A 23,784-nucleotide genomic window follows, 5' to 3' on the forward strand; every position below is an offset into this window, starting at 1 on the left:
TCAGCTTCGGATTCAGCTTTGCAGGAGGCCGGTCGGCAGGTCGACCGGCAGGATCGAGGGCAGGGTCAGCAGGACGGCACAGAGCACCAGCGTGTAGATGATGGTCGTGCGTGGCGTCGCCCGAGCCACGAAGAGCAGGAAGGCCGGCACGAACAGCGCGACCGCGAGCAGGTAGCCGCCGAGCATCACGAGCACCAGGAACAGCGCCATGGCCGCGAACATTCGCATGGCGATCGTGACGTCATGGGTCCATCCTGGGCCGTCCCCGATGGAACGCCTCGCCCGCAACTCCTTCCAGAGCAGGATCAGACCGGTGATGAGGCCGCCGATGCTGACCAGCCGGGGCATGAGCTGGGCTTCTGCCGAGAACGACTGGCTCACCGCCAACGCCGTCCCGAAGATGAGCGTGACGCCGAGAGCGAGCCCGAGCGACCAGATCGAATCCTTCAGCTGCCCGTCCTCCGCTTCGTCTTCCTCACCGTGCGAGAGGTCGTCCTCGCCTCGGTGGCCGAGGTCCGGGGCGCTCTTGCGGGTGCGCTTGACCAGCGCCAAGAGGGCCGGGGCGATCAGTACCGCGAGGAAGACGAGCACGCCCGGTCGGGTCAGCCAGCCCAGACCGTCGTACAGGCTGTCGGTCAGGTAGTAGTACCGCTCCATCGGGATAGCGAGCACGAAGCCGATTAGGAACGGGGCGCGCGGGGTGTCCGTCGCCTTCATCAGCCAGCCGACGGCGCCGAGGATGATCATGATCCACAGGTCGCCGATCTGCCCGCCCTCCTGGAAGGCGCCGAGCAGCATGATGACGAGCAGGCCGGCGCCGAGCACGGCAAAGGGGACCTTGGTCAGCTTGGCCAAACTGGGCGTGGCGAGGAAGCACAAGAAGGCGCCCAAGATGCTGGCGATGGCGAAGCACCACACGATGAGGTACATCAGGTTGAGGTGTTCGGTGACGATGGCCGGACCAGGCTGGATTCCGTAGGTCAGCAGCATGCCGAGGAGCATCGCGGAGGGCACACCGCCGGGTATGCCGAACAGCAGCGTCGGGATGAGGTCGCCGGCTTCGACGGAGTTGTTGGAACTCTCCGGGCCGACGATCCCGCGGGGGTCGCCCTTGCCGAAGTTGCGCTTGTCCTTGGCTGTCGCGACGGCCTGGCCGTAGGCGAGCCAGGTGCCGGCGGTGGCGCCGACGCCGGGGAGCACGCCCGCCCAGATGCCGATGAGGGCTCCGCGGATGACCTGGCTCCAGTGGGTCAGCCACTCCTTGATGCCGGACATCCAGCCACCGCCCAGCCCGACCATGTCCTTGTCGACGGTCCGCTGCCCGACGCGCGAGGCGATCTCGGCGAGGCCGAAGATGCCCAGGGCGACGGCCACGAGGGACAGCCCGTCACCGAGGAAGAGGCTGCCGAAGGTGAAGCGCTCCTCGGCCGTCGTCGGTGACGTTCCCACCTGGCCGAGCAGCAGGCCGAGGAACCCGGCGAGGAGGCCCTTGACGATATTCCCGCGCGAGAGCACCGCCGCGAGCGAGACACCGAGCACCGTGAGCATGAACAACTCGGGGCTCGCGAAGGACAGGACGAGAGGGCGCGCCAGGGGAATCGCGAGGGTCAGGCCGAGGGCCCCGATCAGGCCGCCCGCCATCGATGACAGGAAGGCGAGCGACAGGGCCCGTTTGGCCTGGCCTTTCCGTGCCATGGCATAGCCGTCGAGCATCGTCACGCTTGCCGAGGCGGAGCCTGGCGCCCCGAGGAGGACAGCAGAGACGGTGTCGGAGGTATGCACGACGGCCAGGGCCCCGATGAGCAGCGCGAACGCTTGCTCCGGCTGCATACCGAAGGTGATCGGCATGAGGATGGCGACCGCTCCGGTGCCACCGAGTCCGGGGATGAGCCCCATGACGAGACCGGCGAAGACGCCGATCGCGAGCATGATGAGCAGCGAGGGATCCGCCAGGGACGAGAGCGCGGACAGTGCAGCATCGAACATGTCAGAACCTCACTCGACGTTGATGTTGTAGGAGTTTTTAAGGAGTTCGACGATGTGCTGGCGCACTGTGGAGTCGACCTCGTAGGCCTTGGTGATCCGGCCGACTAGATCGGCGCTGGCATCGAGCGGATAGCCACCGAGAACCTTCTTCGCCGCGGTCTGGAACGCTTCGTCCTTGCCGAGCTTCTCGGCGGACGTGCGCAGGGTTTCGGACGCTTCCTTCGGGGTGTCCGGTGGCACCCAGAGCGCCTTCTGGTAGGTGTACGTGACTCCGAGGACGGTCTTGTACGCCTCGAGCTTCGGGCCGCTGGGCTTCGAGCCGTGGAGCTCTTCGTACGCCTCGACGACTGTCGGCAGGTCCTTGAAGTTGGGGTCCCGGACGATTTCGCCCTGCGCGTCGACCTGACCGAGCGAGAACAGGGCGACCGCCGACTTCTCGTCGACGAGAGGCTTCAGGGCGGATGCATAGGTGGACGTGGTCGTGTAATCAATGTCGATCTCACCGCGCTGCAAGGCCAGGTTGACCGGGCCGCGACCTTCGAACCCGAAGACGGCGTCGACGTCCATCTCCAGAAGGTCGAACGCGAGCAAGGTGGTCAGGTCCAGCCCGGTCGCGGTGATGCCGCCGAACTTCAGCGGCGTCTGCCGGTCGACGAGATCCTTCAACCCCGCCACGCCCGCGGCGGACCGTGCATAGACGACGGCGCCGGTGCCGTTGGCGAGGATGGGGGTGAGCTTGGTGAAGTCGTAGCGAACGGCGGGCTTCTTCAACAGCCAGGGAACAACCGTCGTCGCGGTGCTCACCAGCACTTCGGTGCCGTCGGCGCGGGCGGAGACCACGAAGCGGTTCGTGCCGGTGATGCCCTCACCCCCGGCCTCGTTGACGGGCGCGAAGCCGGGCTGCCCCGGAACCGTGCGCGTCAGTTCGGTGCCGATGAACCGGGCCCAGGTGTCGGTGCCGCCGCCCTCGGCGAGCGGTATGAGGAACTCGACGGTTTCGCCGGCGTAGTCGCCGTCCGTGGTCGAGGCGGGCGGGGTTGAGCAGCCCGCCGGCCAGCAAGGAGGCACCGAGGCCCAGCGCCGCGAAGCCGCCGATGATGGCCAGGGCGGTCCGCCGGTTCGGAGGTGGGGGATCGGTATGGGATGCCGGGATGATTGTCACTTCCTCGGTCATGATTCGTCTCCAGTGTCTGTGCGGGTGGGATCGGGCAGGAAGAGGACGCCTTCGGCGAGGCGTCGGTAGGTGCGTGTCGCCCCGACGACCTGCTGGCCGTCGGTTTCGGTCACGAACGTCGAGACCACCCCGGCGGCCGTGTCCAGGCCCAGGCCGGCGAAGGGCGAGCGGGGGCGTCCGCCGGCGTCGACCACCTCGGCGACGAGGGTGCCGGGCCGGCTTGCCGCGAGCGTGAGTCCGACGCTGCCGGTGATGGGGACGGCGGGGTGAGCCTTGCCCATCGACAGCATGAGAACCCGAAGGTCGGTTCCGCTTGCGGCTGGGGAGCTGACGATCGCCAGTTTCGGTATGGCGCGCGCGGCCTCCTCGGGTGTCTTCACCAGGCCCATGGCGACGGCCGCTGCTCGCCGGATGCGGTCGAGCCGGGGCAGCATGCCCGGCAGCGCGTCGAGCTGGTCGGGTGATTCGTCACCCGTCAGGCCCAGGTCGGCGGCGCGGACAGCGACGACCGGGGCTCCGGCGTCGATCAGTGTCGCCGCGATCACCGCGTTGTCGCCATCGGGTAGCTCATCGACGTGATTGCCGGACGGGAAGAGCCGTCCGGTCGTTCGGCCGGCGGGTTCGACGAAGCCCATCCGGACCGGCGCACCAGGGAACGGCACTCCGGGGATCTCGGTGGTCGGCTCCTCGGTCAGGATCCCTCCAGGCGTGGGGAGCTCCTGGACGATGACCTGGTCGGTATTGGTGTTCAGGACCCGGACGGAGGTCGTCGGATCTTGGGCGCTCACCCAGCCGGCGCGCACCGCATAGGCGGCGACGACCGCGGAACAGTTCCCACAGTTGCTGCCCCAGTCGACCTTGGCCTGCTCGATACCGACCTGGGCGAAGGTGTAGTCGACGTCGATGCCGTCGCGAGCCGACGGGGCCACGATGACCGCCTTGCTGGTCGTGGACGTCGCACCGCCGACTCCGTCGACCTGGCGATGGTCGGGGCTGCCGTAGAGACGCAGGAGCACCTCGTCGACCGTCATCTCGGGCACCTCAAGGTCCTGCGCGCGGAAGACCCAGCATTTGCTCGTCCCGCCGCGCATCCATGTCGCTGGGATCCCTCTCATCCGTCCTCCTCTCTCCGATGTATTCGGAACCATCCGTGACAGTGAGGATCCCGGGCAGCGGGATAAAGCACCAGCGCGACTTTGGACATCATGATGTAGCAGCGCTACAAATGCGCGGAGCGGTGGTCCGATTCGCCGCGTCGCAGAGCGGCATACTCTGCGTGCAGAGCCACCGAAACCCGTTCAGCCGTCCCCGCGTTAAAGGTAGAATTCATCTCCTTCAAGGAAGTTAAGCAGTTCTACAAGGAAGATCGCTTCTGTGTTCGACGTCGGCCGCCTTCACGTCCTCTTGCAGGTCATCGAGCGAGGCTCCGTCACCGCGGCGGCCGCGCGGCTGAACTACACCCCATCGGCGGTGTCGCAGCAGCTAAGGCGCCTGGAGCGGGAGGTCGGGCAGCCCCTGCTGATCCGGCACGCGCGAGGCATGGAGCCGACCGAGGCCGGCCAGGTCCTTGCCGGCCATGCCCGCAAGGTCATCCGGCAGCTGACCGCCGCCGAGTCGGATCTGCAGGAGATGGCCGGGCTGCGCCGGGGCCAGCTGAGCATCGGAACCTTCGCCACCGTGGGCAGTTCGTTCGTGCCGATTGCCGTGCAACGCTTCCGGGCGCTCTACCCCTCCATCCGGCTTAACATCCACAGCGCACGAGAGGCTGCTCTGCTCACCATGCTCGAGGAAGGCAGCGTCGGGCTGTCGCTGCTGTGGGACTACGAGTGGCGACGGCTCGACCCCACCCAGTTCGCCCTGACGACCCTGTTCGAGGACCCCACCGTCCTCGTCGTCGCCGCCGATCACCGGCTCGCTCGCAAGCGCCAGGTGTCGATGGCCGACCTGGCCGAGGAGCAGTGGATCATTCGCGCCGCGCACCCGGTCGTCGAGGTGCTGCAGCGCAGTGCCGCGGCCGCTGGCTTCGAGCCGCGAATCTCTTTCGAGGCCAACGATTATCAGGAAGCGCAGGCCATGGTCAGCGTTGGCTTCGGCATCGCGCTTGCCCCCCGCACCGCGATGACCAACAAGCACCCCGCCGTGCGCATCATCCCCCTCGGCGACAGTGCGCCACCTCGACGCATCGTTGCCGCCCACCGGCACGACCGCGTGCGTGCCGCCGCCGAGATCGCCTTCCACGAGGTGCTCATCGACGTTGCGCGTGACTACGCACCACAGGTCTGACAGCGACGTCGGACACAGCCCCGACGTCAGGGCCCCGGCTCGTCGCGGCCGGGTCAGCCCGCGGGCGCCGGTGAGGCGGCGACGCAGACGACGCCCCGGTTGCCCTCCTGGTCGGCGATCACCGTCAGCCCCGGCGCGTCGCTGTCGTCGACGACGGTCCCACCCGCCGCGAGTGCCGCAGCGATCCGCTGCGCGGCCACGTCGGCAGCCAGGTACACCTCGACATGGAAGCGCTGGCGCGCCTCCGCCCCGTCGGCGTCGCCGAACCACAGATTCGGCACCCGTCCCGTGGCGTCCCGCACCTCGTCGCTCGGCGTCCCGCGCCCCTGGGCCTCGGCCTCGCCGGCGAGCAACGCTGCCCATACGGGGGCGATCGTCGCGGAGTCGTTCGCGTCGAGACCCAGCTCGACCACGCAGGCCGCGCCGGGGTCGGCGGTCAGGCCCTGCGCGGCGGCGATCTCGGCGATGCGGTGCGCGAGATCGACATCCTGCTGGGTCACCCACTCGACGATGTGCTCGGTGCCCTCGTCGTCGCGGAAGATCGCGTCGGGGCTGCTGAGCTTGAGGTCGACGTATGCCGCGCCCAGCGCTACGCGCGGGTAGTGGCCGAGCGCCTCGCCCGCCTCGCCCGCCTCGCCGACGGCGGCGACGAAGCGGACGCCGGCGGCGAATGAGTCGGTCAGATAGCGGGTCTGCAGTCCCTGGGCCGCTTCGTCCAGTCGGTCAGCCTGGCCTCGGTGATCTGGTCCCCCGTCAGCCTGTCCATGGCTGGTGACGATAGCGATGAATCGTGTCCGCCGCGCCGGGTGCGGGCAAGCAGATCCGCGACCGGCGCTGCTGTCAGGCCTTGGTGCGATAGGTGAGGATGGCGTTGCCGGTGCGGGTGACTTTGCTGTCCACGAGTTCCAGGAGCAGCGGACCGTCGATGCCTTCGAAGAGGGTGCGGCCGCCGCCGGCTGCGGCGGGGTGCACTGTCAGGGTCAGGGTGTCGAGCAGATCGGCGAGGAGCAGCTCGCGGATGACCGTGATCCCGTTGACGTTGATGTCGCCCCCGTCGCCGGCCTTCAGGCTTCGGACGAACTCGAGCAGGTCGCCGTCGATGACGGAAGCGTTCTCCCACGCCAGATCGCCGGTCAGCGTCCGGCTCGCGACATACTTCGGCGCCGGGTTGATGAAGGCGGCGAACGGGTCGTCCGTCTGGGCCGGCCAGTAGCCCGCCCACTCCTCGTAGATCTTGCGTCCGAGGATCACGTCGGTGCAGGACGCGAGGCTTTCGGCCATGAAGGCCTCCTCCTCCGGTCCCATGCTCTCGAACTGGAAGAAGGTGTCGGGCCGCTCCACGATGCCGTCAACGGAGCTGAACAGATGGGCGGTGGCCTTACGCATGCGTTCCTCCTGGTCTGATGGGTGCCGCACTAGGCGCGACATGATCACGCTATTTAAGCAAGTAAAATCTGTAAAGAGCCATTTTCTTGCTAAGATGAAGTCATGCGGGAGCGTGACTACGGACAGTACTGCGGACTCGCCCGGGCTCTCGACGTTGTCGGGGACCGCTGGGCGCTGCTCATCGTGCGTGACCTGCTCAGTGGGCCGCACCGCTTCGGTGAGTTGCAGGCTGGTTTGCCCCGGATCCCCAGCAATGTGCTGACCAACCGGCTCAAGGAACTCGAAGAGGCAGGCGTTGTCGAGCGCGTGGTGCGGCCGGCGCCGGGGCGGGGGACGGCATACCGCCTCACGACCGACGGCTACGCGCTGGAGGAAACCCTTGTGGCACTAGGCCGTTGGGGAGCGCCACGCCTCGGCGATCCGCGTGAGGGTGAGATCGTGACAGCGGAATCCTTCGCGATGGCCTTGCGGACGACCTTCCGTCCCGATACCGCGGGCGACGTCGCCGCGACCACACCCGTCACCTACGAGGTCCACCTGGGTGACCTCGTCACGCACGCCATCGTCACGGGCGATCGCGTCACCGCAGGCACAGGACCTGCCACGAAGGCGGACCTCATCATCCGGTCCGGCCCCGAGATCAAGCAGGTCATGGCCGGCGAGATCACGCCCACTCAAGCCCTCCGCGCGGGCACGGTGACCATCGAGGGATCACGCAGGCTTTGGACCCGGTTCGCCCGGACCTTCCGCACCTGACCAATCCTCGTGGTGACTCACCAGGGATAGTCCGGCTCCGGGGTTGCGTAGCTCGCCGGCCAGTCACGCTCGTAGGCTGGCGGGTAGTCCGGATGCCCGTAGTAGCAGTCGTAGTCGGTGTCGATCACCCGCTCCAGGTTCTCTTGGGCGCCCTGGATCCACTGCGCCTCCAGCGTGCGCCGCAGGCCTCTCGTGCGCACCTCGCGAAAAACCCTGCGGTGCAGGCTGGTCGGCGCGGCATACGGCCGGTCGGCCAGCAGACACGCGACAGCCACGACGTCGTCGTCGGCCAGCCCACCAATGCCCTTGATGATCGGCGGCACATAGACCGGCGGTGGCGGTTTGGCGCACATCTGGGTGCTCCAGTCGTAATCGGGATCCTTCTCCAGGTGCATGCGGAGCCGGGCGATGCTGTGGTCTCGGGGACCACCGCGCTCCTCGAGAGGCAGCATCCGGCGCGTGCGGTCGAGGACGGCCGATTCGCCGCGCTCGAGCTCGGCGCAGATCTCGCCGAGGTCGCGCCCCTCGCGGACCAGGCGCACCAAGGTGGTGTAGTCGTCAGAGGTCCACGGAAGTCCGGAGCGCGCCGGATGGGTCGGCTTGGGAAGGGCGTGCATGTGAGGAATCGTCATGGGGACAGCCTCCCCCCACACGGCGAAATGCGGAGAAAGTTATCCACAGGCGGGCGGCGGTGGGCTTCGGTGGCGGCCGCGCTGTCGGAGTCCGCTGGCAGCTTTGCCACCAGACGCGCACCAGGGGGGTGCGCCGGCGGAGAAGGACGACCACGATGGGACGACGAAACCAACAGCGGCGCGCGGCCAAAGCCAAGGAGCGGCGACGGCATACCGTGCCAGCACCGGCATACAGCGGGGCCGGCCCGGGGTCCGCCGCGTTGCCACCGCCCGCGAACGGGACCGAGCAGGTGCGCGCCGAGACACTGGAAGCCATCGGACACGTCGCCACCGGACGGTCCGCGTATGCCGAGAGCGGCATCCAGCGACTGGTGACGCGCTCGCACGAGCCCGGCCATGCCCGGGTGATCACCCGGGAGTTGGCCTCGTTGCTTCGGGAACTCCTGCGCGCGGCCTGGATGGCGGGCTGGCGGCCGCTCGACCTCACCCGGCACGTCGAGCGTCACCTCGATGCCCGTCATCTGCCGATCCCCGGCGACGCGATGACGGCCGAACTCGGGACGTATGCCGCGGCGACCCTCGCCCCCGACTGGCCAGGGCAGTTGCGCGCCATCGATGCCCGCCGCTGGTGGCCCAGTTAACAGGACCATGTCACCGCCCGGGCCGCGCGGGAGGGGTTCGAGCCGGTCTTGCGGCCCGCTCTTGCCCTCGCGGCCAGGCTCCCGACCGGCGGGCGGGTAGGGCGCGTCGGTGTCCGCGCAGGAGGAGCCGCCGGGGGCCGGGCGTCCTCCGCGAGCCCGAGTACCCCTATGGGTGTTGCGTGGTGCGGGGCGTCCCCGCAGGATGAGAGGCCATTGACCTGATCCGGAACGGCCCGAGCAGAAGGAGAACCGCATGTCATCGCCCAAGAAGAAGACCCCCGGCGCGGACATGGCGTCCCCCGCGCCCCGGCCACCCGGCCCCGGCGTGGAGGACCCCTCTCTGGACGAGCCCACGGCCCCGGTGGCTCCGCCGCCGCCCAAGGCGTCCCAACAGGGCCCGGCCACGGTGACGCCCACCGGTGCCCCCACGGGCGCGCCGCCCGAGGCCATGGCCCAGCAGGGCGAGTACCTGACGACGGCCCAGGGGGCGCGGCTGCGGACCACCGACCACGCCCTCAAGGCGGGTCGGCGCGGGCCCGTTCTCCTGCAGGACCACCACCTCCGCGAGAAGATCACCCACTTCGACCACGAGCGCATCCCGGAGCGGGTCGTGCACGCCCGCGGCACGGGCGCCCACGGCGTGTTCGTCGCCAACGGACGGGCGGCCAAGATCTGCCGCGCGGCATTCCTGAAGAAGGGCGTGGAGACACCGACGTTCGTGCGGTTCTCCACCGTCCAGGGCTTCCGCGGGTCGTCGGACACGGTCCGTGACACCCGGGGCTTCGCGACAAAGTTCTACACCTCCGAGGGCAACTACGACCTCGTGGGCAACAACATTCCGGTGTTCTTCATCCAGGAGGGCATCAAGTTCCCCGACATCGTCCATGCGGTGAAGCCCGAGCCCGACCGGGAGATCCCTCAGGCGCAGAGCGCGCACGACACCTTCTGGGACTTCGTGTCGCTGCACACCGAGGCGCAGGCGCACGTGGCGTGGTCCATGTCCGACCGGGCCGTGCCCCTCTCGTACCGCATGATGGAGGGGTTCGGGGTCCACACCTTCCGGCTCATCAACGACGCGGGTGAGACCAGCCTCGTGAAATTCCACTGGAAGCCGCGCCAAGGCGTCCACTCGCAGGTGTGGGAGGAGACCCAGCTGACGGCCGGGAACGATCCTGACTTCCACCGTCGGGACCTCTACGACGCCATCGACGCCGGCGCGTACCCGGTGTGGGACCTCGGCGTCCAGGTCATGCCCGACACGGACGACGAGACGTTCGAGGGCATCGACCTGCTGGACCCGACCAAGTTCGTCCCCGAGGAGCTGTGCCCGGTGGAGATCATCGGCACCATGACCCTCAACCGGCGCCCCATCAACTTCTTCGCCGAGGTGGAGCAGGTCATGTTCAACCCCGGCAACCTGGTGCCCGGCATCGACGTGACCAACGACCCGCTGCTGCAGGTGCGGCTGTTCTCCTACATCGACACCCAGATCACCCGCCTGGGTGGGCCGAACTTCAACCAACTGCCCATCAACCGCGCCCACTGCCCGGTCAACGACATGTTCCGCGACGGGTTCCACCAGCACGCGGTGCACGGCGGAGTCGCGCCCTATCGACCGAACTCGCTCGACGGCGGCAACCCCGCCGAGGCGTCCGAGGACTCCGGCGCCTTCATCGACGTGCCGCACCCGGTGGCGCCCGGCGCCAAGGTGCGGGAGCTGTCGGCCAGCTTCGACGACCACTTCAGCCAGGCGACCCTCTTCGTGCGCTCGCTCAGCGAGGTGGAACGCGAGCACCTGACGCGGGCGTACACCTTCGAGCTGGGCAAGTGTTACGAGGAGGCGATCCGGCTCCGCCAGCTGCAGTGCCTCGCGAACATCGACGCCGACCTGTGCGCCGAGGTCGCCCGCGGGCTCGGCCTGCCAGCCCCCGAGCCGACCGTGCCGCCGGCGGACGTCGAGCCCAGCCCGGCGCTGTCGCAGGTGGGCGGCACGTGGCCGATCGCCGGCCGCAAGGTGGCCCTCGTCGTGGACGCCGACACCGACCCCACTGCGGTGCAGGCGGCGAAGGATGCCGTTACGGCCGCGGGGATGATGGCGTTCGTCACGGCACCCTCCGGCGGGAAGCTCGGGGACGTCGTGGTCGACCGGACGTTCCTCACGGCGGCGTCGATCGAGTTCGACTCCGTTCTCGTCGTGGACGCTCCCGCGCCCGCACCGGACGCGGTCCCGCTGTTCGACGCCAAGGCGGGGCACGCGACGGCCGGCCTGCCCGTGGACCCGCGGGTGGCGAAGCTGGTGGCGGAGATGTTCCGGCACTTCAAGGCCATCGGGGTCGCCTCCGACGCGACGGACGTCCTGACGGCGGCCGGCGTGCCCGAGGACGCCCCCGGCGTGGTCGTCGGGGAGCCGGCCGCGGTGGTCGGAAAACTGGCGGCCCTGCTCGCCGAGCACCGGGTCTGGCACCGCTTCGGGCCGGTGGCCGAGGAGTCCGACGCAGCCCGACGGTGAGCCGGGAGGCGGTCAGTTCGCCAAGGCCTTGTTCGTCCGGAGCAGGTGCCACACGCGCTCCTGGTTGAGGGGACGTTGCAGCAGGTCCACCGCGGCGTCCACCTCCAGGGGGAGCAGGTCCTCCTCGGACGCCGTCGCCCCGGGCCGGTCGCCGGTCAGGATCCCGGCGATGCGGGCCACGATCGCACGGTCGGTCTCTGAGGCATCCGCCCACCCTGCGTCCAGCGGCTCGGCGTCGGGGGAGTGGAGGGGCAGTTCGGCCGGGGCCGGCGGCGTCCAACCGCCCTCGAGCAGGTCGAGCGCCACCGCCTTGGCCTCGGCCAGCACCCGGTGTACCGAAGCGACGACCTCGTCGTGGTCGGTGAGCAGGTGCCAGTCGGCGGCCTGCCACGCCGACGTGCTGACCTCGCAGCTGGTGGTCACCGCGAACGCGGACGCCGCGGGCAGGGGTTCGCCCGCCCCCAGCGCGCGTACCAGCGACTGCACCGTGCCGCCCCAGGCGGGGAGCAGCCCCACCGACCGCTCGGGGAAACCGGCGTACAGCTCGGCGTGCGTGACGACCCGGTTGGCGGCCAGCATCAGCTCGCAGCCGCCGCCGAGCGCGAAGCCCTTGGCAGCCGCCACCACCGGGAACGCGGAGTTCCGCAGCGCGTGGAACGACACCTGCCCGCGTCGGATCAGCGCCCGCAAGCCGTCCGGGTCCTCGGACTCGATGAAGTGCGTGAACGTCGCCAGGTTGGCCCCGGCGGAGAAGGCGCGGGGGTGGTCCGAACCGATGACGAGGGCGTCGAAGGCCCCCTCCTCGCCCAGGGCCAGGGCGCGCTCGACCATCTCGATGACGCCGGCGTCGCAGGTGTTCGTCTTGGTACGCAGCGCCAGGCAGGCGACGCCGTCGCCGAGGTCGACGATGGCGGCCGCCTCCGACTCGGCGAGCACGCCGTGGGCGCGCTGGGCGTCGGCGACGGTGAGCACGCCCTCGACCTTCCGCCGCTCCACCACCGAACCCGTCGACGACAGCACCGTGTCGGCGCCCGGGTAGAAGCCCCCGCGGCCCGGCTCGGATGAGAACCTCCGGCGCCCAGCCAGGATCCCTCTATTCCAGGCAGGCAGGCCGGCGATCTGGCCCGCCCCGGACACATGGCGTGTCGCGCCCCTAGGCTGCGCCCATGGGCAAGAACACGGTGCGCGACCGCCTCACCCGGGCATTGGCCGACCTCGACGACGCCGCCGATCCGGCCGGCCGGCTGGACGCCGCTCGACGCATCCGAGCCAGCGCAGAGGAGTTGGAACTGGACGAGGTCAGCAGCGCCCGCAAGCAGGGCACGTCCTGGCGCGCCATCGGGGCCGTCTACGGGTTGACCAAGCAGGGTGCACAGCAGCGCTTCCACTGACATACGACTGCCGCCGTACCCGGGGTTCGGCGGCGTGCGAGCCTGGCTCAGGCGCGCTGGCGAATACGCAGCGCCCACGCCAGGGCAACGAGAGCCGCGGCCACGAGCGCCGTCCACGCCACCGGGGTCGAGCGCAGCTCTCCGGTGAACCGGGCCACCGCGATCCAGGCCAGTCCCCAGACCGCGGCCGTCGACAAGGCCGTGACGATCGCCTGACTGCTGAACCGCCGACCCAGGACGAAGACGATCGCCACCACGACCGCGAGCACGACGATCGTGAGGATCGTGGCCAGACGATCGTGCGGCTCCACCCCCGAGCCGACGAGGGCGGAGGCGATATTGGCGCACGTGGCCACGCAGATCCAGCCGAGGTATAGCCCGAACGTCACCGGCACCGCAAAGACTGAGGCCATGTCGATCTCGGCTGCCGCGAGCGCGAACCGGACGCGATCGAGGAGGATCCCGAGCGAAACCACGAGCCCCACCATGACCACGACGGACACCCACACCCACCCAGCCTGCACCACCAACAGCCAGATCCCGTTGAGAGCAAGCGCCCACGCGGCCGGCACCCGCGTGGTCGACGCCAAGGGCGTCGCCGACCAACGCGGAAGCCATTGCCAGATGACGTACCCGAGCAGGCCCACATAGATCACGCTCCAGATCGAGAACGCCGGGCCGTGCGGCGCGATGAGGGTGGCGTGGTCGGAGAACAGTCCGCGGGACTGTTGTGACACCCCATCGCCGAGGATTCCCATGCCGACAGCGGTGCCCACCGCCCACACAACGGCGGCAAGGGAGACAAGAATCTGGCTTCGGCGCTGATCGGCAACGGCTGTCGACATGCCGTGAACCGTATGCGGTGGATCGCGACAGAACGCCCGGGGTGATCGGCCAGTTCACGGCTGCTCGTGTGCGCGAACGTTGGAGAGTCAGCCGATGCCCCGCATGGCCGCCCCCACCGCGCTGCGCACCGGACGCCGAAGCGCAACAACACCGAGGGCGGTGCACGTGTGCCTACGATCGTCCTCGTGACCACCAGACCCGTGCGCGCCGCAGACGTGGCCAAGCGCGCCGGCGTCTCGGTGACGACCGTTTCCTTCGTTTTCGGCGGCAAGGCCCGGGGCAACGTCAGCGCAGCGACCCAGGAGCGCATCCTGCAGGTCGCCGACGAACTCGGGTACCGCCCCAACAAGCTGGCGCAGAGCCTGCGCCACAGTCGCACCCATACGATCGCCCTGCTCACCGATGGCATCGCGTCCTCGCCCTTCGCCGGCCGCCTGCTCGCCGCGGCCGAGCAGCGCGCCAGCGAGCTTGGGCAGGCGTTGCTGTTGCGCGACACCCATTTTCGTTCCGAGCGTGATCAGGAAGCCCTGGACGACTTCGCGTCTCGCCGGGTCGATGCGGTGGTCTACGCGACGATGGGCCTACAACGGCTTGTGGACCTGCCCACCACACCTCTGCCCCTGGTTCTCGCCAACTGCTTCCAGGAGCCGGCCCGGCATCCGAGCGCGATTCCCGACGAGGTCGCCGTCGGCCAAGCGGCCGCGCGCCTGCTGACGTCGACAGGTCACAGGCACATCGTCATGCTCTCCGGACCGGGGAGGCCAGGTCACGGGACCAGGGTCGTCGATGTCGCCGCAGCCCGGCGCGCTCGCGGGTTCCGGGCGGGATTGCGTTCGACTGGGGTCGCGAGAGCGGCCGGCGAGGTTCGTGTTTGCGGTTGGACCATCGGGGACGGCTATCGCGGCGCCGTCGCTGTGCTCACCGCCGATGGAGATCGGCTTGCTGCCGCATCCGATCGCCCGACCTCGATCTTCGCCGTCAACGACCGCGTTGCCACGGGCGCTCTCCTTGCCGCCTTGCGGCTCGGCGTGCGCGTGCCCCACGAACTCTCGATAGTCGGAGTCGACGATCAGGAGGAACTGGCGGATCAGACCGTCCCGGCGCTGACGACCTACAGGCTGCCGCACGAGGCGCTCGGAACATGGGCCGTGGATACGGCACTCGACATGATCACCCGTCGGCGACGGACAGCCGCGGACCCCGCGGTGGATGCTCCTCGCCTGTTTCCGTTTGAGCTTATCGAGAGGGACACCGTGGCACCGCCGCCCGCCACCTAAGTGCGCGGGCGGCGTGCCTTCTCAGGACATCGAGATCGTCAGCACGGGCCGAATGTGCGGGCGGCCGCTGCTGATGCGCCAAGTGCCGGGATCGGCGCGCAGGGTGCGGGGCATCCCCGTCTCGGGGTAAACCTCGACAACGCCGGCGTCGATCCACGCGCGGTCGCCGGGGTGGACCACCACCGTGCGGATTTCGTTGTCGAGCGACCCGGCGAGTTCAACTGTGGCAGCGGATGTTTCGACCAGACAGTGCTCGGGGAGCGATCCATCGCCGGTCGCGTCGACGTAATCCCCTAGCTGAAGGCTCGCCAGTGCCTCGTCGGACTGGACGACCACCCCGCCGTCCCGCAGTGCCAGGCGGCGTGGCAGAGAGAGGCATCCGGCGACTTTGTGCGTCTCCTGCGGCAGGCCGTCTTGTCGCACCCACCCGATCATGAGCGCACCGGGGCCCTGGGGGTCGGCGACGAGCTGGGGTGCGTAGTAGGAATCACCGAGGTCGAGCAGGCTCGCCGCGTCCGGCCAGACCGCGACGAAACGCGGCACACCGGCGTCATCGACGACCTGCCCGACGATGCTGAGCACGTCGCCCAGGACGCCGTCCAGTTGCAGCGAGACCACGAGAACGGCTGCGTCCTCGGTGAGCAACAGCTGCGGGCATTCCCAGATGTCGGCCGCATAGCGGTCATCGGCCTCCGGCTCCGGGCCTGTATAGAAGAGCCCTGCGTAGGTCCACGAGAGCGGGTCGTCGGCTCCATAGATGAGCAATGCCGGCGCGCCCGACTCGAGTCCGGCCCCGGTCAGGGCCCATCGACGCCCGCCCCAGACGAAGACGAAAGGGTCCCGCATGATCCGGACCCCGTCAGTCGTGGGGGTCCGTGCGACGATCTCGGGCTTGCTCCACCGGTCGAGATCGTCCGACCCCCACCGCAGCAGTGTGGTGGTCTGCAGGCCTTCGTCGACCACTCCGGAATACGCGACGGCCGGTCTCTGCAAGCCCGGGACGAAAACGCCTGTCCAGCAGCCGAAGCGATCGGGCCCCTCGGGTGTCGGGCCGAACGCGATGGGATGCTCGCGCCAGTGGATCAGGTCGGCCGAACTCGCGTGGCCCCACTCGATGAGGTGGTGGAAGGGGCCGCCGCTGTGGTGCTGGAAGAAGACGTGCCAGCGCCCGTCGTGATACGTCATCCCGTTCGGGTCGTTGACCCAGCCGCGCGCGGGACGCAAGTGATAGACGGGCAGGACCTGATCGTCCGCGTTCGGGTGGGTCATGCGTGACCTCAACGGTGGCTGCCGGCGGTGAGGCCTTCGCGCAGGGTGCGCTGACCGAACATGAACACGCCGAGCGCCGGGATCATCGAGATCACGACACCGGCGAGGACGGTCGCCACGCTACCGGTGCCCATGTTGCCCTGTAGCGAGACCAGGCCGAGCGGCAAGGTGAAGTTCTCCTCGCTGATCGTCATGATCAGCGGCCGGAAGAACTCGTTCCAGTGGTAGTTGAAAGCCAGGATCCCGACGATCGCCATGCCTGGGGTCGCCAGCGGGGCGAAGATCGAGAAGAAGGTGCGCCAAGGCCCGGCCCCGTCGATCTGGGCCGCTTCGGAGAGTTCGTCGGGCAGGCCGAGGAAGTACTGGCGCATGAGGAAGGTGCCGAAGGCCGTCGGGATAGCCGGGAGAATCAGGGCAAGCAGCGTGTCGGACAGGCCCATGCCGCGGATCAGCATGAACACCGGGACGATCGTCACCTGCATCGGCACCATCATCGTTGCCAGCACGATGGCGAAAAGCGCATTACGGCCGCGGAAGTCGACCTTGGCGAAGACATAGCCGGCCATCGCCGCGGTGATCATCTGCCCTATCGCGCACGCCGCGGTGACCAGGACGCTGTTGAGGATGAGCAGTTTCATGTCGACCTGCTCGAAGACCTCTCGGTAGGAGCCGAAGTCGAGGCTGGACGGGATGAGATTCGCTGAGGCACCGAGGGATTCGGTGACCGGACGCAGGGATGTCGAGATCGTCCAGAGCACCGGCCCGAGAGTGAGCAGGGTGCCGATCAGGAGGATGAAGTACTTGCCCAGCTTCGAGGGGGCATACCAGGCGTGGTGCGGTATGCCGGGGGTCCGGCTTGCCTTGCTGCTCGCGCTTTCGACGGCGGTGGTTTTCGTAGTCATCGTGGTCACCTCAGCTGTAGAAGACGAAGCGGCGAGAGAGACGGAACTGCAGCGCGGTGACGAGCATGATGAGCACGGTCAGCACGATGCCGATGGCCGAGGCGCGGCCGAATCTCAGCTGCTGGAAGGCGGATTCGTAGATCACCATCACCGCGGTCCGGGTCGCATCGCCCGGTCCGCCCCTGGTGATGACATAGGGCTGGTCGAAGATCTGCAGTGCGGCGATGATCGCCATGACCGAGGCCACGAGCATCGTCGGGCTGATCAGCGGCAAGGTGATCTGCCAGAACTGGCGCCAACCGCTCGCGCCATCCATCGAACTGGCCTCGTAGACCTCCTTGGGCACCGACGCCAGGCCGCCGAGGAAGAGCAGGAAGGAGAAGCCGAAGTTCTGCCAGACGTAGACCAGGACGATCATGACGATCGCGCCGGTCTCGGAGTTCAGCCAGGGGACGGCGGGTATGCCGACCTTTCCCAGAAAGTGATTGACCAGGCCGAAGTTCTGGTTGAACAGGTAGCTCATCATGATGGACACGCTCGCCGCGGACAGGATCAGCGGGAAGAAGAACACCGAGCGGAAGAAGCTGCGCATGAAGTTCGGCATCTTGGACTGCACGAGCACCGCGAGTCCGAGGGCCACGGCCAGCTGCAAGGTGACCGCGGCGATGACGAAGAGGATCGTGTTGAGGAAGCTCACCCGCACCGTCGGATCGGTGGCGATATCGGTGAAGTTGGCCAGCCCGACGAACTTGGGGTTGCTGATGATGTCCCACTCGAAGAAGGCGAGGACGAAGGAGGCGATGATCGGTATCACGGTGAACAACCCGATGCCGATCACCGTCGGGGCGAGGAAGAGGGTTGCGAACCAGCGGCTCTGCTTGCGGCGGCGCCTGGTGTCCTGTTCGGCCTGGTCCAGCTCGATGGCCTGGGACATCACGGGTTCGACGGGTGCTGCAGACATCATGACCTCCCGAGAGCAAGAGTGAGATCGCGGTCCAGGGTTTGCAGGTTGCCGCGCAGGCCCTGCCGGCTACCCGCGGTGACCGCGCCGAGGACGTTCTTGATCAGGGCCGTATCGACGGCCGCCTGCTGTGGTGGGGCCGGGATGGGAGAAGCGCCGACCTTGTCGAGGGTGTCGTAGAAGACCTGCCAGTGCTGCGGGCCCTTTCCGGCATACAACTGGGCGTTGCACATCGAGCGACGGGTGGGGGTGGTGTTCGGCGTGGGGAACGCGAGGTGCATGCCCTCGCGGGAGGTGCAGAACTTCACCCACTCCCACGCCTCGTCCTTGCGTTTGGACGTGCGCATGATCGCGTAGCCGGCCGCGCCGAGCTGGTGATGCTGGGAAGCCCACTTCGGGAAGAACTGGACGTCGAAGTCGTTCTCCTTCATTCCGGCTTCGCTCAGGCCCTGGACCCAAAAGCCGCCCGCCGGCGTCATACCGATGCTGCCGCCGGCGAACTGGGCCACCAGTTCGTTCCCGCCCCCTTGTGCTGGGCTGGTGCCGAGGCCCTCGGAGACCAGCGTGCGGAGGAACTCGAAGGACTCCTCCACTTTGGGGTCGAGCGCGTTGCTCTCCTCCCACAGGTAGCCGCCGGATCGACCGGCCGCCGCCGGGTCGTCGGCGTAGAAGGTCGACCACAGCCAGTCGCCGCCCGCCGCCTTGGTCTCCTTGAGGAAGCTCGTGTCGTTGATATACAGCCAAGGGACGCAACCGCCCCACAGCCGGTTGGTCCAGTAGAACGGGACGAAGGGCGCGTCATTGCCCTGCCGCAGCTGGCGCGCGATGCGCAGGAAGTCGTCGGTGGTCCAGGTGTCCGCCGGACGGTCGACGCCCGCCTTCTCGAAGGTGCCGGTGTTGTAGTAAATGTTGGCGGCGTTGAAGTCGATAGGTAGCTGATAGAGGTTGCCCTTGTACATGAAGGCTTCGACAAGGCTCGGGTGGACGTCGTCGAAGTAGTCCTGCATGACGTCCTTGTCGCGCTGGACGTAGGTGTCCAACGGTTCAGCGAGCCGATCGGCGAAAAGCTGTGCGCCCTCGGTCGCGACGACGCACACGTCCGGTGGAGTGCCGGCCGCGACCATCGTCAGGATCTTGGCGAAGAAGTTGGACCAGTCCTGGCCCTGGACCGCCTGGATCCGCACCTTGATATCGGGATGGATCTGCCGGAAAGCCGTGACGAGGTTCTGCCGTGCCTCGGCGTCCTGGTTGGTCCCGAGGATCGCCACTGTCAACGCGTCGTCGCCCCGTCCGGGGATGTCGGTGGCGAACAACCGAGGGATGTTCGCGCCGAACAGACCCGCCGCGGCCAGGCCGCCCGCGCCGAGCACGGCGCGGCGACTGAGATCGCTCATGATGCCTCCTGCCAGGAGAGTGCCGGCGGCGTCGGTGCCACCGGTCTGGATCGATGTCGTCAAGATCGACGCCGTCTGGATCGCTGTCGGCTGGATCGGCATCGTCGAGGACTAAATCGATTTAGGTCAGAGTGCCAGAGAGATCAGCCGGTGTCAACGGCCTTGGGAAAGGCCGGCCGGGATTGAGCGGCTGCGGCGCGCCTCGCCCGGGGGTGTCGCATACTTGGTAGATGCACAGGGGGCGAATGGCCGCGAACGGCGAGAGGGTGAGCAACCCGTGAGGACACGGACGAAGGTACTGACCTGGGTGGGCATCGGAGTGCCGGTGCTGGTCGGCGCCGCGGGGGCGGCCTACGCGACCTACTATCACGACCGGGCTCTGCCCGGCAGCAGCGTGGTCGGCATCGACGTCGCCGGGCTGACCCGCGACGAGGTTGCAAATGCATTGCGCGCCAAGGCAGATGGCGTCGTCATCGACATTAAGCTCCCCGACGGGCACAAGCAGGCGTCGCTGGCCGACCTCGGCACCGCCGTCGATGTCGACGCCACCCTCGCCCGGGTGTTCTCCGCCAACGAGGACTGGTCGTCCTACGCCAAGGCACTGCGCGAATCCCGCCCGGTCGCCGTGGTCACCACCGCCGATCGCACCAAGCTCTCGGCGTTCCTCACCGACCTGGGTGAGTCGTATGCCCGTCGCCCCGTCGACGCCACGGTGAGCCTGGCGAAGAACAAGGAGTCCTTCACGGTCTCACCCGGGGTTGCCGGCCGGTCCTTGGAAGCCACCGGCCTGGCGGACATCGCGGCGCAGGCGGCGGCCTCCCTGACGTCGTCGGCGGCGACGACCTCCCTGGTGGACCGGGAGCCTGAAGTCACCACCGCCGAGGCAAAGGCGTTGGCGGACAAGGCGAATGCCGTGGTGCAGACGGCCGCCGAGATGACCGCGGGCGAGCGGACCTTTGCGCCCAGCGAGGCGGAGAAGGCGAGCTGGGTCACTCTGCCCGCCGACGTGGCCGCCGCTCCCGAGGTGGACGCCGCCAAGGTCACCGCATGGGTTGCCGCGCAAGTGAAGTCGATCGACACCGCGCCGACGAGCGGGATGCGTTACCTGACGTCGACCGGCACGTTGCTGCGCGTGATCACACCCGCGTCGGACGGGATCCAGGTCACCAATTCGGCGGCGGTCGCCAAGTCCCTCACCGCGGCGCTGGACGGCGGCAAGGACACCACTGCCACGGTCAAGACCAAGGTGCTGCCGGCGACCTGGACCGAGCGCACGCTGGCGGCGGGTGCCGAGAACCTCGCCTATCCGGCCGTCGCCGGCGAGAAGTGGGTCGACGTCAACCTGTCGGCGCACACCATGACGCCGTATGTCGGCGGCAAGGCCGCCGCCAGCACGGTCAAGATGGTTCACGGTGCCAAGGACACGCCGTCGGATGTCGGCACCTTCCACATCTACATGAAGAACCCGCTCATGACGATGACCGGGCAGAACGCCGACGGCACCGACTACGAGACCCCCGACGTGCCGTGGTCGTCCTTCTACAACGGCGGGGAGGCATTGCACGGCGCCTACTGGCGCAAGACCTGGGGGTATGCCGCGTCGCACGGCTGCATCAACCTCCCGATCCCGACGGCGAAGTGGATCTACGACTGGGCGCCGATCGGCACTCCCGTCGTCGTCCACAACTGATCCCGCTCGTCCCTCTCGCCCCCGATCAGCGTTCACCTCGGTCATGCTCTGCGGATGAGTGAGTATGAGGAGGCGCAGCCGACGCGCGCGGAGATCGATGCCCGCGAAGGCCCGGTCGTGCTGGCGTTCGGCACGAACTGGTGCGGTTATTGCCTTTCAGCAGAGCGATTCATCGCGCCGGCGTTCGACGCTCATCCCGAGGTGCCGCTGATCAAGACCGAGGACGGACGAGGCCGGCCGCTGGGTCGCTCGTTTCGAGTCAAGCTCTGGCCGACCTTGATCTTCCTGCGCGACGGCGCGGAAGTGGCCCGGGTCGTGCGGCCGACCAGCCGGCAGGTCATCGACGACGCGATGCACGTGCTCGTCGGCCCCGACGCAGCTGCGACCCCGACGCCATGATGGCCGCTTGAGGACATAGGTGGCGGGTCCGGTTCGCCATGTGACGGCCGCGGCGGGTCTTGCTGCGGGGTGCAGCGGGATCAGCCCCGATCACGGCCAGGACACCGTCGAGCAGCGGCTCACCGCACTACGTGGTGTCGAGCCCGTCGACACTCGAGCCGATCTCGAGTTCCCCGAAGCCATCGATGTGAATCTCGCGGAACCGGCAACGCCCGACGACGTCACCGCCCTTCGGGCCGAACTGGCCGGGTTGGACGAGAAGTCGGGCTTGCCGAAGGACTGGACGACCGCGAAGATCCGAATCAAACGCCCCAACGGTTCCGACCACCCGGACGAATTGCGCAGCGCCATCACCTGGTTCACGCCCGAGATCGATCAGCACCTGCGCGACTGGATGTCTGTCGGGGACGAGATGACCGGCGCCGTCGTCCTGTTCGACGTCGCCGCCGACCGCGCACCGCGTTTCGTCGTGCTGGGCGATGCCGCAACCATCGAAGCGGACAAGAAGGCCGCCGCCGGCAACCCACTCGTCGAGAACGCCACCTTCCGCGCTCGTGGCGATCGCGACGACAACTGGCCCTGACCGGAATCGGAGCGAGCCGACCTGGGCTCGAGAGAGTCTGGATGACGCCTCGGACGCCACCGGCGTGCCGAGCCTTTCGTCATGGACACGCCTTTCCCCACGCACTGGCCGTCTCACGATCGCGGTCCGGGAAGGCTCGGATGATTTGTTACGGTTAGAACCGTGAAAAAGGGGCCGCTACAGCTTGGGCCGGCGCCCGTCCGCGAGGCCGCACCGACGCCCGCACAGGCGCTGGTCCTCGCGGAGCTCGACCGCCGCGGCCCGGCGACCGTCGGTGAGGTCACCGCGGCCACGGGGCAGCACGGCAATACGGTGCGGGAGCACCTGGACGCCCTTGTCGACCTCGGACTCGTCACCCGCGCACCGGTGAGCGACGGCGGGCGGGGGCGACCGTCATACCGGTATGCCGTCCGCCCATCTGCCGCGCAGCACCCGCTCAGTGCGCTGATCGGCGCCCTCGCGGGCGTGCTCCGCCAGACGAGCGACGTTCCGGTCGCCGCGGCCCGGCGGCTGGGTCGCACCAGCGGCGCAGCGCAGCCGAAGGCCCTCGCACCCGGCGACCCGGGAGACGGCATCGACCGGCTCGCGATGCTGTTGACCGAGCGCGGATTCGATGCGACCAGGCGACCCGACGGCGCGCTGCAGTTGCGCACCTGCCCGCTGATCGACCTGGCCCGTGCCGACCCCGAGGTCGTCTGCGGATTTCACCAGGGCCTGCTGGACCGTCTCGCCGAACACCTCGACCTCGCAGGCGCCCGACTGCACGCCTTCGCCGAACCCGGCGCCTGCACCGTCACGCTCAACCCCCAGAAGAACCCCAACCGGAAAGGAAAGCCCATGTCCGACACCGAAATCCCCGACCGCAGCCTCCCCATCACCGAGACCGCCCACGGCCACGATTGCGGCTGCCACGAGGTCGACGAGCAGCTGCCCGAACTCGACGCGCGCGTCATACCGCACGCGATCCGGCACGGCTCCGTCTTCGGCGCCGTCGGCCAGCTGCGCCCCGGCCAGGCGATGGTGCTCGTGGCGCCGCACAATCCGCTGCCGCTGCTGAAGCAGCTCGCCGACCGCGAAGGCGACGCGATCGAGGTGAGCTACCTGCAGGAGGGCCCCGACGCCTGGCGCCTGAAGCTCGCCCGCGTGCGCTGACACCGGACCACACTGAATACGCGATGCCTGCACCCAGCACGGCTCTCGCCCGCTTGCCGTTCTTCCTCCCGGCGGCGATCAGCCTGCTCGCCGGCCTGTATGCCGCGTCCCGGCTGCTCCTCGACGAGGCAAGCACCGACCGGGTGGCCGGTGCCCACGGCATCCTCATGGTGCTCGGGTTCCTAGGGACGCTGATCGCGCTGGAGCGGGCCGTCGCGCTCCGGGAGGTCTGGGGGTATGCCGCGCCGGCCGCTCTCGGTGCCGGCGGGCTGACGCTGGTGGTGCCGGTGCCGCGGGTGATCTCGCAGGTGCTGCTCATCGTCGGCTGCGCCCTCGCGACGGCCGTGCTGGCGATGTTGTGGCGGCGGGCGCGAGACGACGCCACGGCGACGCAGGTGCTGGCGGCGACCTTGGCTCTCGGGGCTGCGGTGCTCTGGACGCGGCTCGACGTGGCCGGCCTCCTCCCGTGGCTGGTCGGCTATGTCGTGCTCACCGTCTGCGCCGAACGAGTCGAGCTCGCCCGGCTCAGCCTGCCGCCGACCGCCGGACACAC

Annotated in this window: 23 protein-coding genes and 1 pseudogene; 12 read left to right on the forward strand and 12 right to left on the reverse strand. The window is 68.6% G+C overall.

Features of this window, described 5'->3' with window-relative positions:
* Positions 1–12: 12 nt before the first annotated feature.
* The 3 genes from BN11_RS08540 to BN11_RS08550 form a co-directional block, all read right to left on the reverse strand.
* Complete coding sequence (locus BN11_RS08540) at positions 13–1,986, reverse strand: tripartite tricarboxylate transporter permease (RefSeq protein ID WP_048696606.1); 1,974 nt, start codon at positions 1,984–1,986, stop codon at positions 13–15.
* A gap of 9 nt (positions 1,987–1,995) precedes the next feature.
* On the reverse strand, positions 1,996–3,054 hold the full coding sequence (locus tag BN11_RS08545; protein ID WP_048696609.1) for a Bug family tripartite tricarboxylate transporter substrate binding protein: 1,059 nt from the start codon (positions 3,052–3,054) through the stop codon (positions 1,996–1,998).
* A 102-nt stretch (positions 3,055–3,156) separates the two neighbouring features.
* On the reverse strand, positions 3,157–4,275 hold the full coding sequence (locus BN11_RS08550; protein ID WP_048696613.1) for a PrpF domain-containing protein: 1,119 nt from the start codon (positions 4,273–4,275) through the stop codon (positions 3,157–3,159).
* 259 nt (positions 4,276–4,534) lie between these two features.
* Between BN11_RS08550 and BN11_RS08555 the strand changes: the two genes are divergently transcribed.
* Positions 4,535–5,443, forward strand: a complete 909-nt coding sequence (locus BN11_RS08555) for a LysR family transcriptional regulator (protein ID WP_048696615.1) — start codon at positions 4,535–4,537, stop codon at positions 5,441–5,443.
* A 53-nt stretch (positions 5,444–5,496) separates the two neighbouring features.
* Here BN11_RS08555 and BN11_RS25850 read toward each other — a convergent pair whose 3' ends face one another.
* A complete protein-coding gene (locus BN11_RS25850) occupies positions 5,497–5,943 on the reverse strand; it encodes a VOC family protein (protein WP_327152847.1) in 447 nt (148 codons plus the stop codon).
* Between BN11_RS25850 and BN11_RS25855 the strand changes: the two genes are divergently transcribed.
* The gene (locus BN11_RS25855; protein WP_327152848.1) at positions 5,914–6,117 is read left to right on the forward strand and encodes a hypothetical protein; all 204 of its coding nucleotides are present in this window, start codon (positions 5,914–5,916) and stop codon (positions 6,115–6,117) included. The genes BN11_RS25850 and BN11_RS25855 overlap by 30 nt on opposite strands.
* 166 nt (positions 6,118–6,283) lie before the next feature.
* Here BN11_RS25855 and BN11_RS08565 read toward each other — a convergent pair whose 3' ends face one another.
* On the reverse strand, positions 6,284–6,829 hold the full coding sequence (locus BN11_RS08565) for a dihydrofolate reductase family protein (protein ID WP_048696617.1): 546 nt from the start codon (positions 6,827–6,829) through the stop codon (positions 6,284–6,286).
* A 102-nt stretch (positions 6,830–6,931) separates the two neighbouring features.
* Here BN11_RS08565 and BN11_RS08570 point away from each other — a divergent pair, with 102 nt between their 5' ends.
* Positions 6,932–7,585, forward strand: coding sequence for a winged helix-turn-helix transcriptional regulator (locus tag BN11_RS08570; protein ID WP_048696619.1), 654 nt, complete (start codon positions 6,932–6,934; stop codon positions 7,583–7,585).
* A 17-nt stretch (positions 7,586–7,602) separates the two neighbouring features.
* Here the strand turns inward: BN11_RS08570 and BN11_RS08575 are convergent, their stop codons facing one another.
* On the reverse strand, positions 7,603–8,217 hold the full coding sequence (locus BN11_RS08575; RefSeq protein ID WP_157044042.1) for a hypothetical protein: 615 nt from the start codon (positions 8,215–8,217) through the stop codon (positions 7,603–7,605).
* Positions 8,218–8,372: 155 nt separating this feature from the next.
* Between BN11_RS08575 and BN11_RS08580 the strand changes: the two genes are divergently transcribed.
* Entirely contained in the window at positions 8,373–8,858 is a 486-nt protein-coding gene (locus tag BN11_RS08580) for a hypothetical protein (protein WP_157044043.1), read from the forward strand.
* Between the two features lie 253 nt (positions 8,859–9,111).
* Complete coding sequence (locus BN11_RS08585) at positions 9,112–11,367, forward strand: catalase (RefSeq protein ID WP_157044044.1); 2,256 nt, start codon at positions 9,112–9,114, stop codon at positions 11,365–11,367.
* A gap of 12 nt (positions 11,368–11,379) precedes the next feature.
* Here BN11_RS08585 and BN11_RS08590 read toward each other — a convergent pair whose 3' ends face one another.
* Positions 11,380–12,363: an enoyl-CoA hydratase/isomerase family protein gene (locus BN11_RS08590; RefSeq protein ID WP_157044045.1), complete on the reverse strand. Its 984-nt coding sequence runs from the start codon at positions 12,361–12,363 to the stop codon at positions 11,380–11,382.
* Between the two features lie 170 nt (positions 12,364–12,533).
* Between BN11_RS08590 and BN11_RS08595 the strand changes: the two genes are divergently transcribed.
* A complete protein-coding gene (locus BN11_RS08595; RefSeq protein ID WP_053084043.1) occupies positions 12,534–12,758 on the forward strand; it encodes a hypothetical protein in 225 nt (74 codons plus the stop codon).
* A 47-nt stretch (positions 12,759–12,805) separates the two neighbouring features.
* Here the strand turns inward: BN11_RS08595 and BN11_RS08600 are convergent, their stop codons facing one another.
* The gene (locus tag BN11_RS08600) at positions 12,806–13,603 is read right to left on the reverse strand and encodes a hypothetical protein (protein ID WP_048696633.1); all 798 of its coding nucleotides are present in this window, start codon (positions 13,601–13,603) and stop codon (positions 12,806–12,808) included.
* A 186-nt stretch (positions 13,604–13,789) separates the two neighbouring features.
* Between BN11_RS08600 and BN11_RS08605 the strand changes: the two genes are divergently transcribed.
* Positions 13,790–14,881 carry a LacI family DNA-binding transcriptional regulator gene (locus BN11_RS08605; protein ID WP_157044046.1) on the forward strand — a complete coding sequence of 364 codons (1,092 nt, stop codon included), beginning with the start codon at positions 13,790–13,792 and terminating at the stop codon, positions 14,879–14,881.
* A 21-nt stretch (positions 14,882–14,902) separates the two neighbouring features.
* On the opposite strand, the gene BN11_RS08610 is transcribed toward BN11_RS08605, so the two are convergent.
* From BN11_RS08610 to BN11_RS08625, 4 genes are read right to left on the reverse strand one after another with little or no spacing between them, the layout of a single operon-like run.
* Positions 14,903–16,150: a glycoside hydrolase family 32 protein gene (locus BN11_RS08610; RefSeq protein ID WP_048696636.1), complete on the reverse strand. Its 1,248-nt coding sequence runs from the start codon at positions 16,148–16,150 to the stop codon at positions 14,903–14,905.
* Positions 16,151–16,158: 8 nt separating this feature from the next.
* Positions 16,159–17,052: a carbohydrate ABC transporter permease gene (locus BN11_RS08615; protein WP_083433995.1), complete on the reverse strand. Its 894-nt coding sequence runs from the start codon at positions 17,050–17,052 to the stop codon at positions 16,159–16,161.
* A 10-nt stretch (positions 17,053–17,062) separates the two neighbouring features.
* The gene (locus BN11_RS08620) at positions 17,063–17,986 is read right to left on the reverse strand and encodes a carbohydrate ABC transporter permease (protein ID WP_048701101.1); all 924 of its coding nucleotides are present in this window, start codon (positions 17,984–17,986) and stop codon (positions 17,063–17,065) included.
* Between the two features lie 26 nt (positions 17,987–18,012).
* The gene (locus BN11_RS08625; RefSeq protein ID WP_048696639.1) at positions 18,013–19,407 is read right to left on the reverse strand and encodes an ABC transporter substrate-binding protein; all 1,395 of its coding nucleotides are present in this window, start codon (positions 19,405–19,407) and stop codon (positions 18,013–18,015) included.
* A 277-nt stretch (positions 19,408–19,684) separates the two neighbouring features.
* On the opposite strand from BN11_RS08625, the gene BN11_RS08630 reads away from it, so the two are divergent.
* The 5 genes and pseudogenes from BN11_RS08630 to BN11_RS23570 form a co-directional block, all read left to right on the forward strand.
* Entirely contained in the window at positions 19,685–21,097 is a 1,413-nt protein-coding gene (locus BN11_RS08630) for a L,D-transpeptidase family protein (RefSeq protein ID WP_157044047.1), read from the forward strand.
* A gap of 54 nt (positions 21,098–21,151) precedes the next feature.
* A complete protein-coding gene (locus tag BN11_RS08635) occupies positions 21,152–21,496 on the forward strand; it encodes a thioredoxin family protein (RefSeq protein WP_048696645.1) in 345 nt (114 codons plus the stop codon).
* Positions 21,497–21,536: 40 nt separating this feature from the next.
* Positions 21,537–22,079, forward strand: coding sequence for a hypothetical protein (locus BN11_RS08640; RefSeq protein ID WP_048696647.1), 543 nt, complete (start codon positions 21,537–21,539; stop codon positions 22,077–22,079).
* Positions 22,080–22,241: 162 nt separating this feature from the next.
* Positions 22,242–23,231 carry a DUF2249 domain-containing protein gene (locus BN11_RS25860; RefSeq protein ID WP_083433630.1) on the forward strand — a complete coding sequence of 330 codons (990 nt, stop codon included), beginning with the start codon at positions 22,242–22,244 and terminating at the stop codon, positions 23,229–23,231.
* Positions 23,232–23,254: 23 nt separating this feature from the next.
* A pseudogene (locus BN11_RS23570) lies at positions 23,255–23,784 on the forward strand (hypothetical protein); the annotation flags it as partial.

The organism is Nostocoides australiense Ben110 (genome assembly GCF_001050535.1).
Taxonomy (GTDB): Bacteria; Actinomycetota; Actinomycetes; order Actinomycetales; family Dermatophilaceae; genus Nostocoides_A; species Nostocoides_A australiense.

Bases quoted from the DNA above. Each gene is read 5' to 3' on its own strand.
- BN11_RS08540 (WP_048696606.1), bottom strand. From the start codon at position 1,986: ATGTTCGATGCTGCACTGTCCGCGCTCTCGTCCCTGGCGGATCCCTCG.
- BN11_RS08550 (WP_048696613.1), bottom strand. From the start codon at position 4,275: ATGAGAGGGATCCCAGCGACATGGATGCGCGGCGGGACGAGCAAATGC.
- BN11_RS08565 (WP_048696617.1), bottom strand. From the start codon at position 6,829: ATGCGTAAGGCCACCGCCCATCTGTTCAGCTCCGTTGACGGCATCGTG.
- BN11_RS08570 (WP_048696619.1), top strand. From the start codon at position 6,932: ATGCGGGAGCGTGACTACGGACAGTACTGCGGACTCGCCCGGGCTCTC.
- BN11_RS08575 (WP_157044042.1), bottom strand. From the start codon at position 8,217: ATGACGATTCCTCACATGCACGCCCTTCCCAAGCCGACCCATCCGGCG.
- BN11_RS08580 (WP_157044043.1), top strand. From the start codon at position 8,373: ATGGGACGACGAAACCAACAGCGGCGCGCGGCCAAAGCCAAGGAGCGG.
- BN11_RS08585 (WP_157044044.1), top strand. From the start codon at position 9,112: ATGTCATCGCCCAAGAAGAAGACCCCCGGCGCGGACATGGCGTCCCCC.
- BN11_RS08595 (WP_053084043.1), top strand. From the start codon at position 12,534: ATGGGCAAGAACACGGTGCGCGACCGCCTCACCCGGGCATTGGCCGAC.
- BN11_RS08600 (WP_048696633.1), bottom strand. From the start codon at position 13,603: ATGTCGACAGCCGTTGCCGATCAGCGCCGAAGCCAGATTCTTGTCTCC.
- BN11_RS08610 (WP_048696636.1), bottom strand. From the start codon at position 16,150: ATGACCCACCCGAACGCGGACGATCAGGTCCTGCCCGTCTATCACTTG.
- BN11_RS08615 (WP_083433995.1), bottom strand. From the start codon at position 17,052: ATGACTACGAAAACCACCGCCGTCGAAAGCGCGAGCAGCAAGGCAAGC.
- BN11_RS08620 (WP_048701101.1), bottom strand. From the start codon at position 17,986: ATGTCCCAGGCCATCGAGCTGGACCAGGCCGAACAGGACACCAGGCGC.
- BN11_RS08625 (WP_048696639.1), bottom strand. From the start codon at position 19,407: ATGAGCGATCTCAGTCGCCGCGCCGTGCTCGGCGCGGGCGGCCTGGCC.
- BN11_RS08635 (WP_048696645.1), top strand. From the start codon at position 21,152: ATGAGTGAGTATGAGGAGGCGCAGCCGACGCGCGCGGAGATCGATGCC.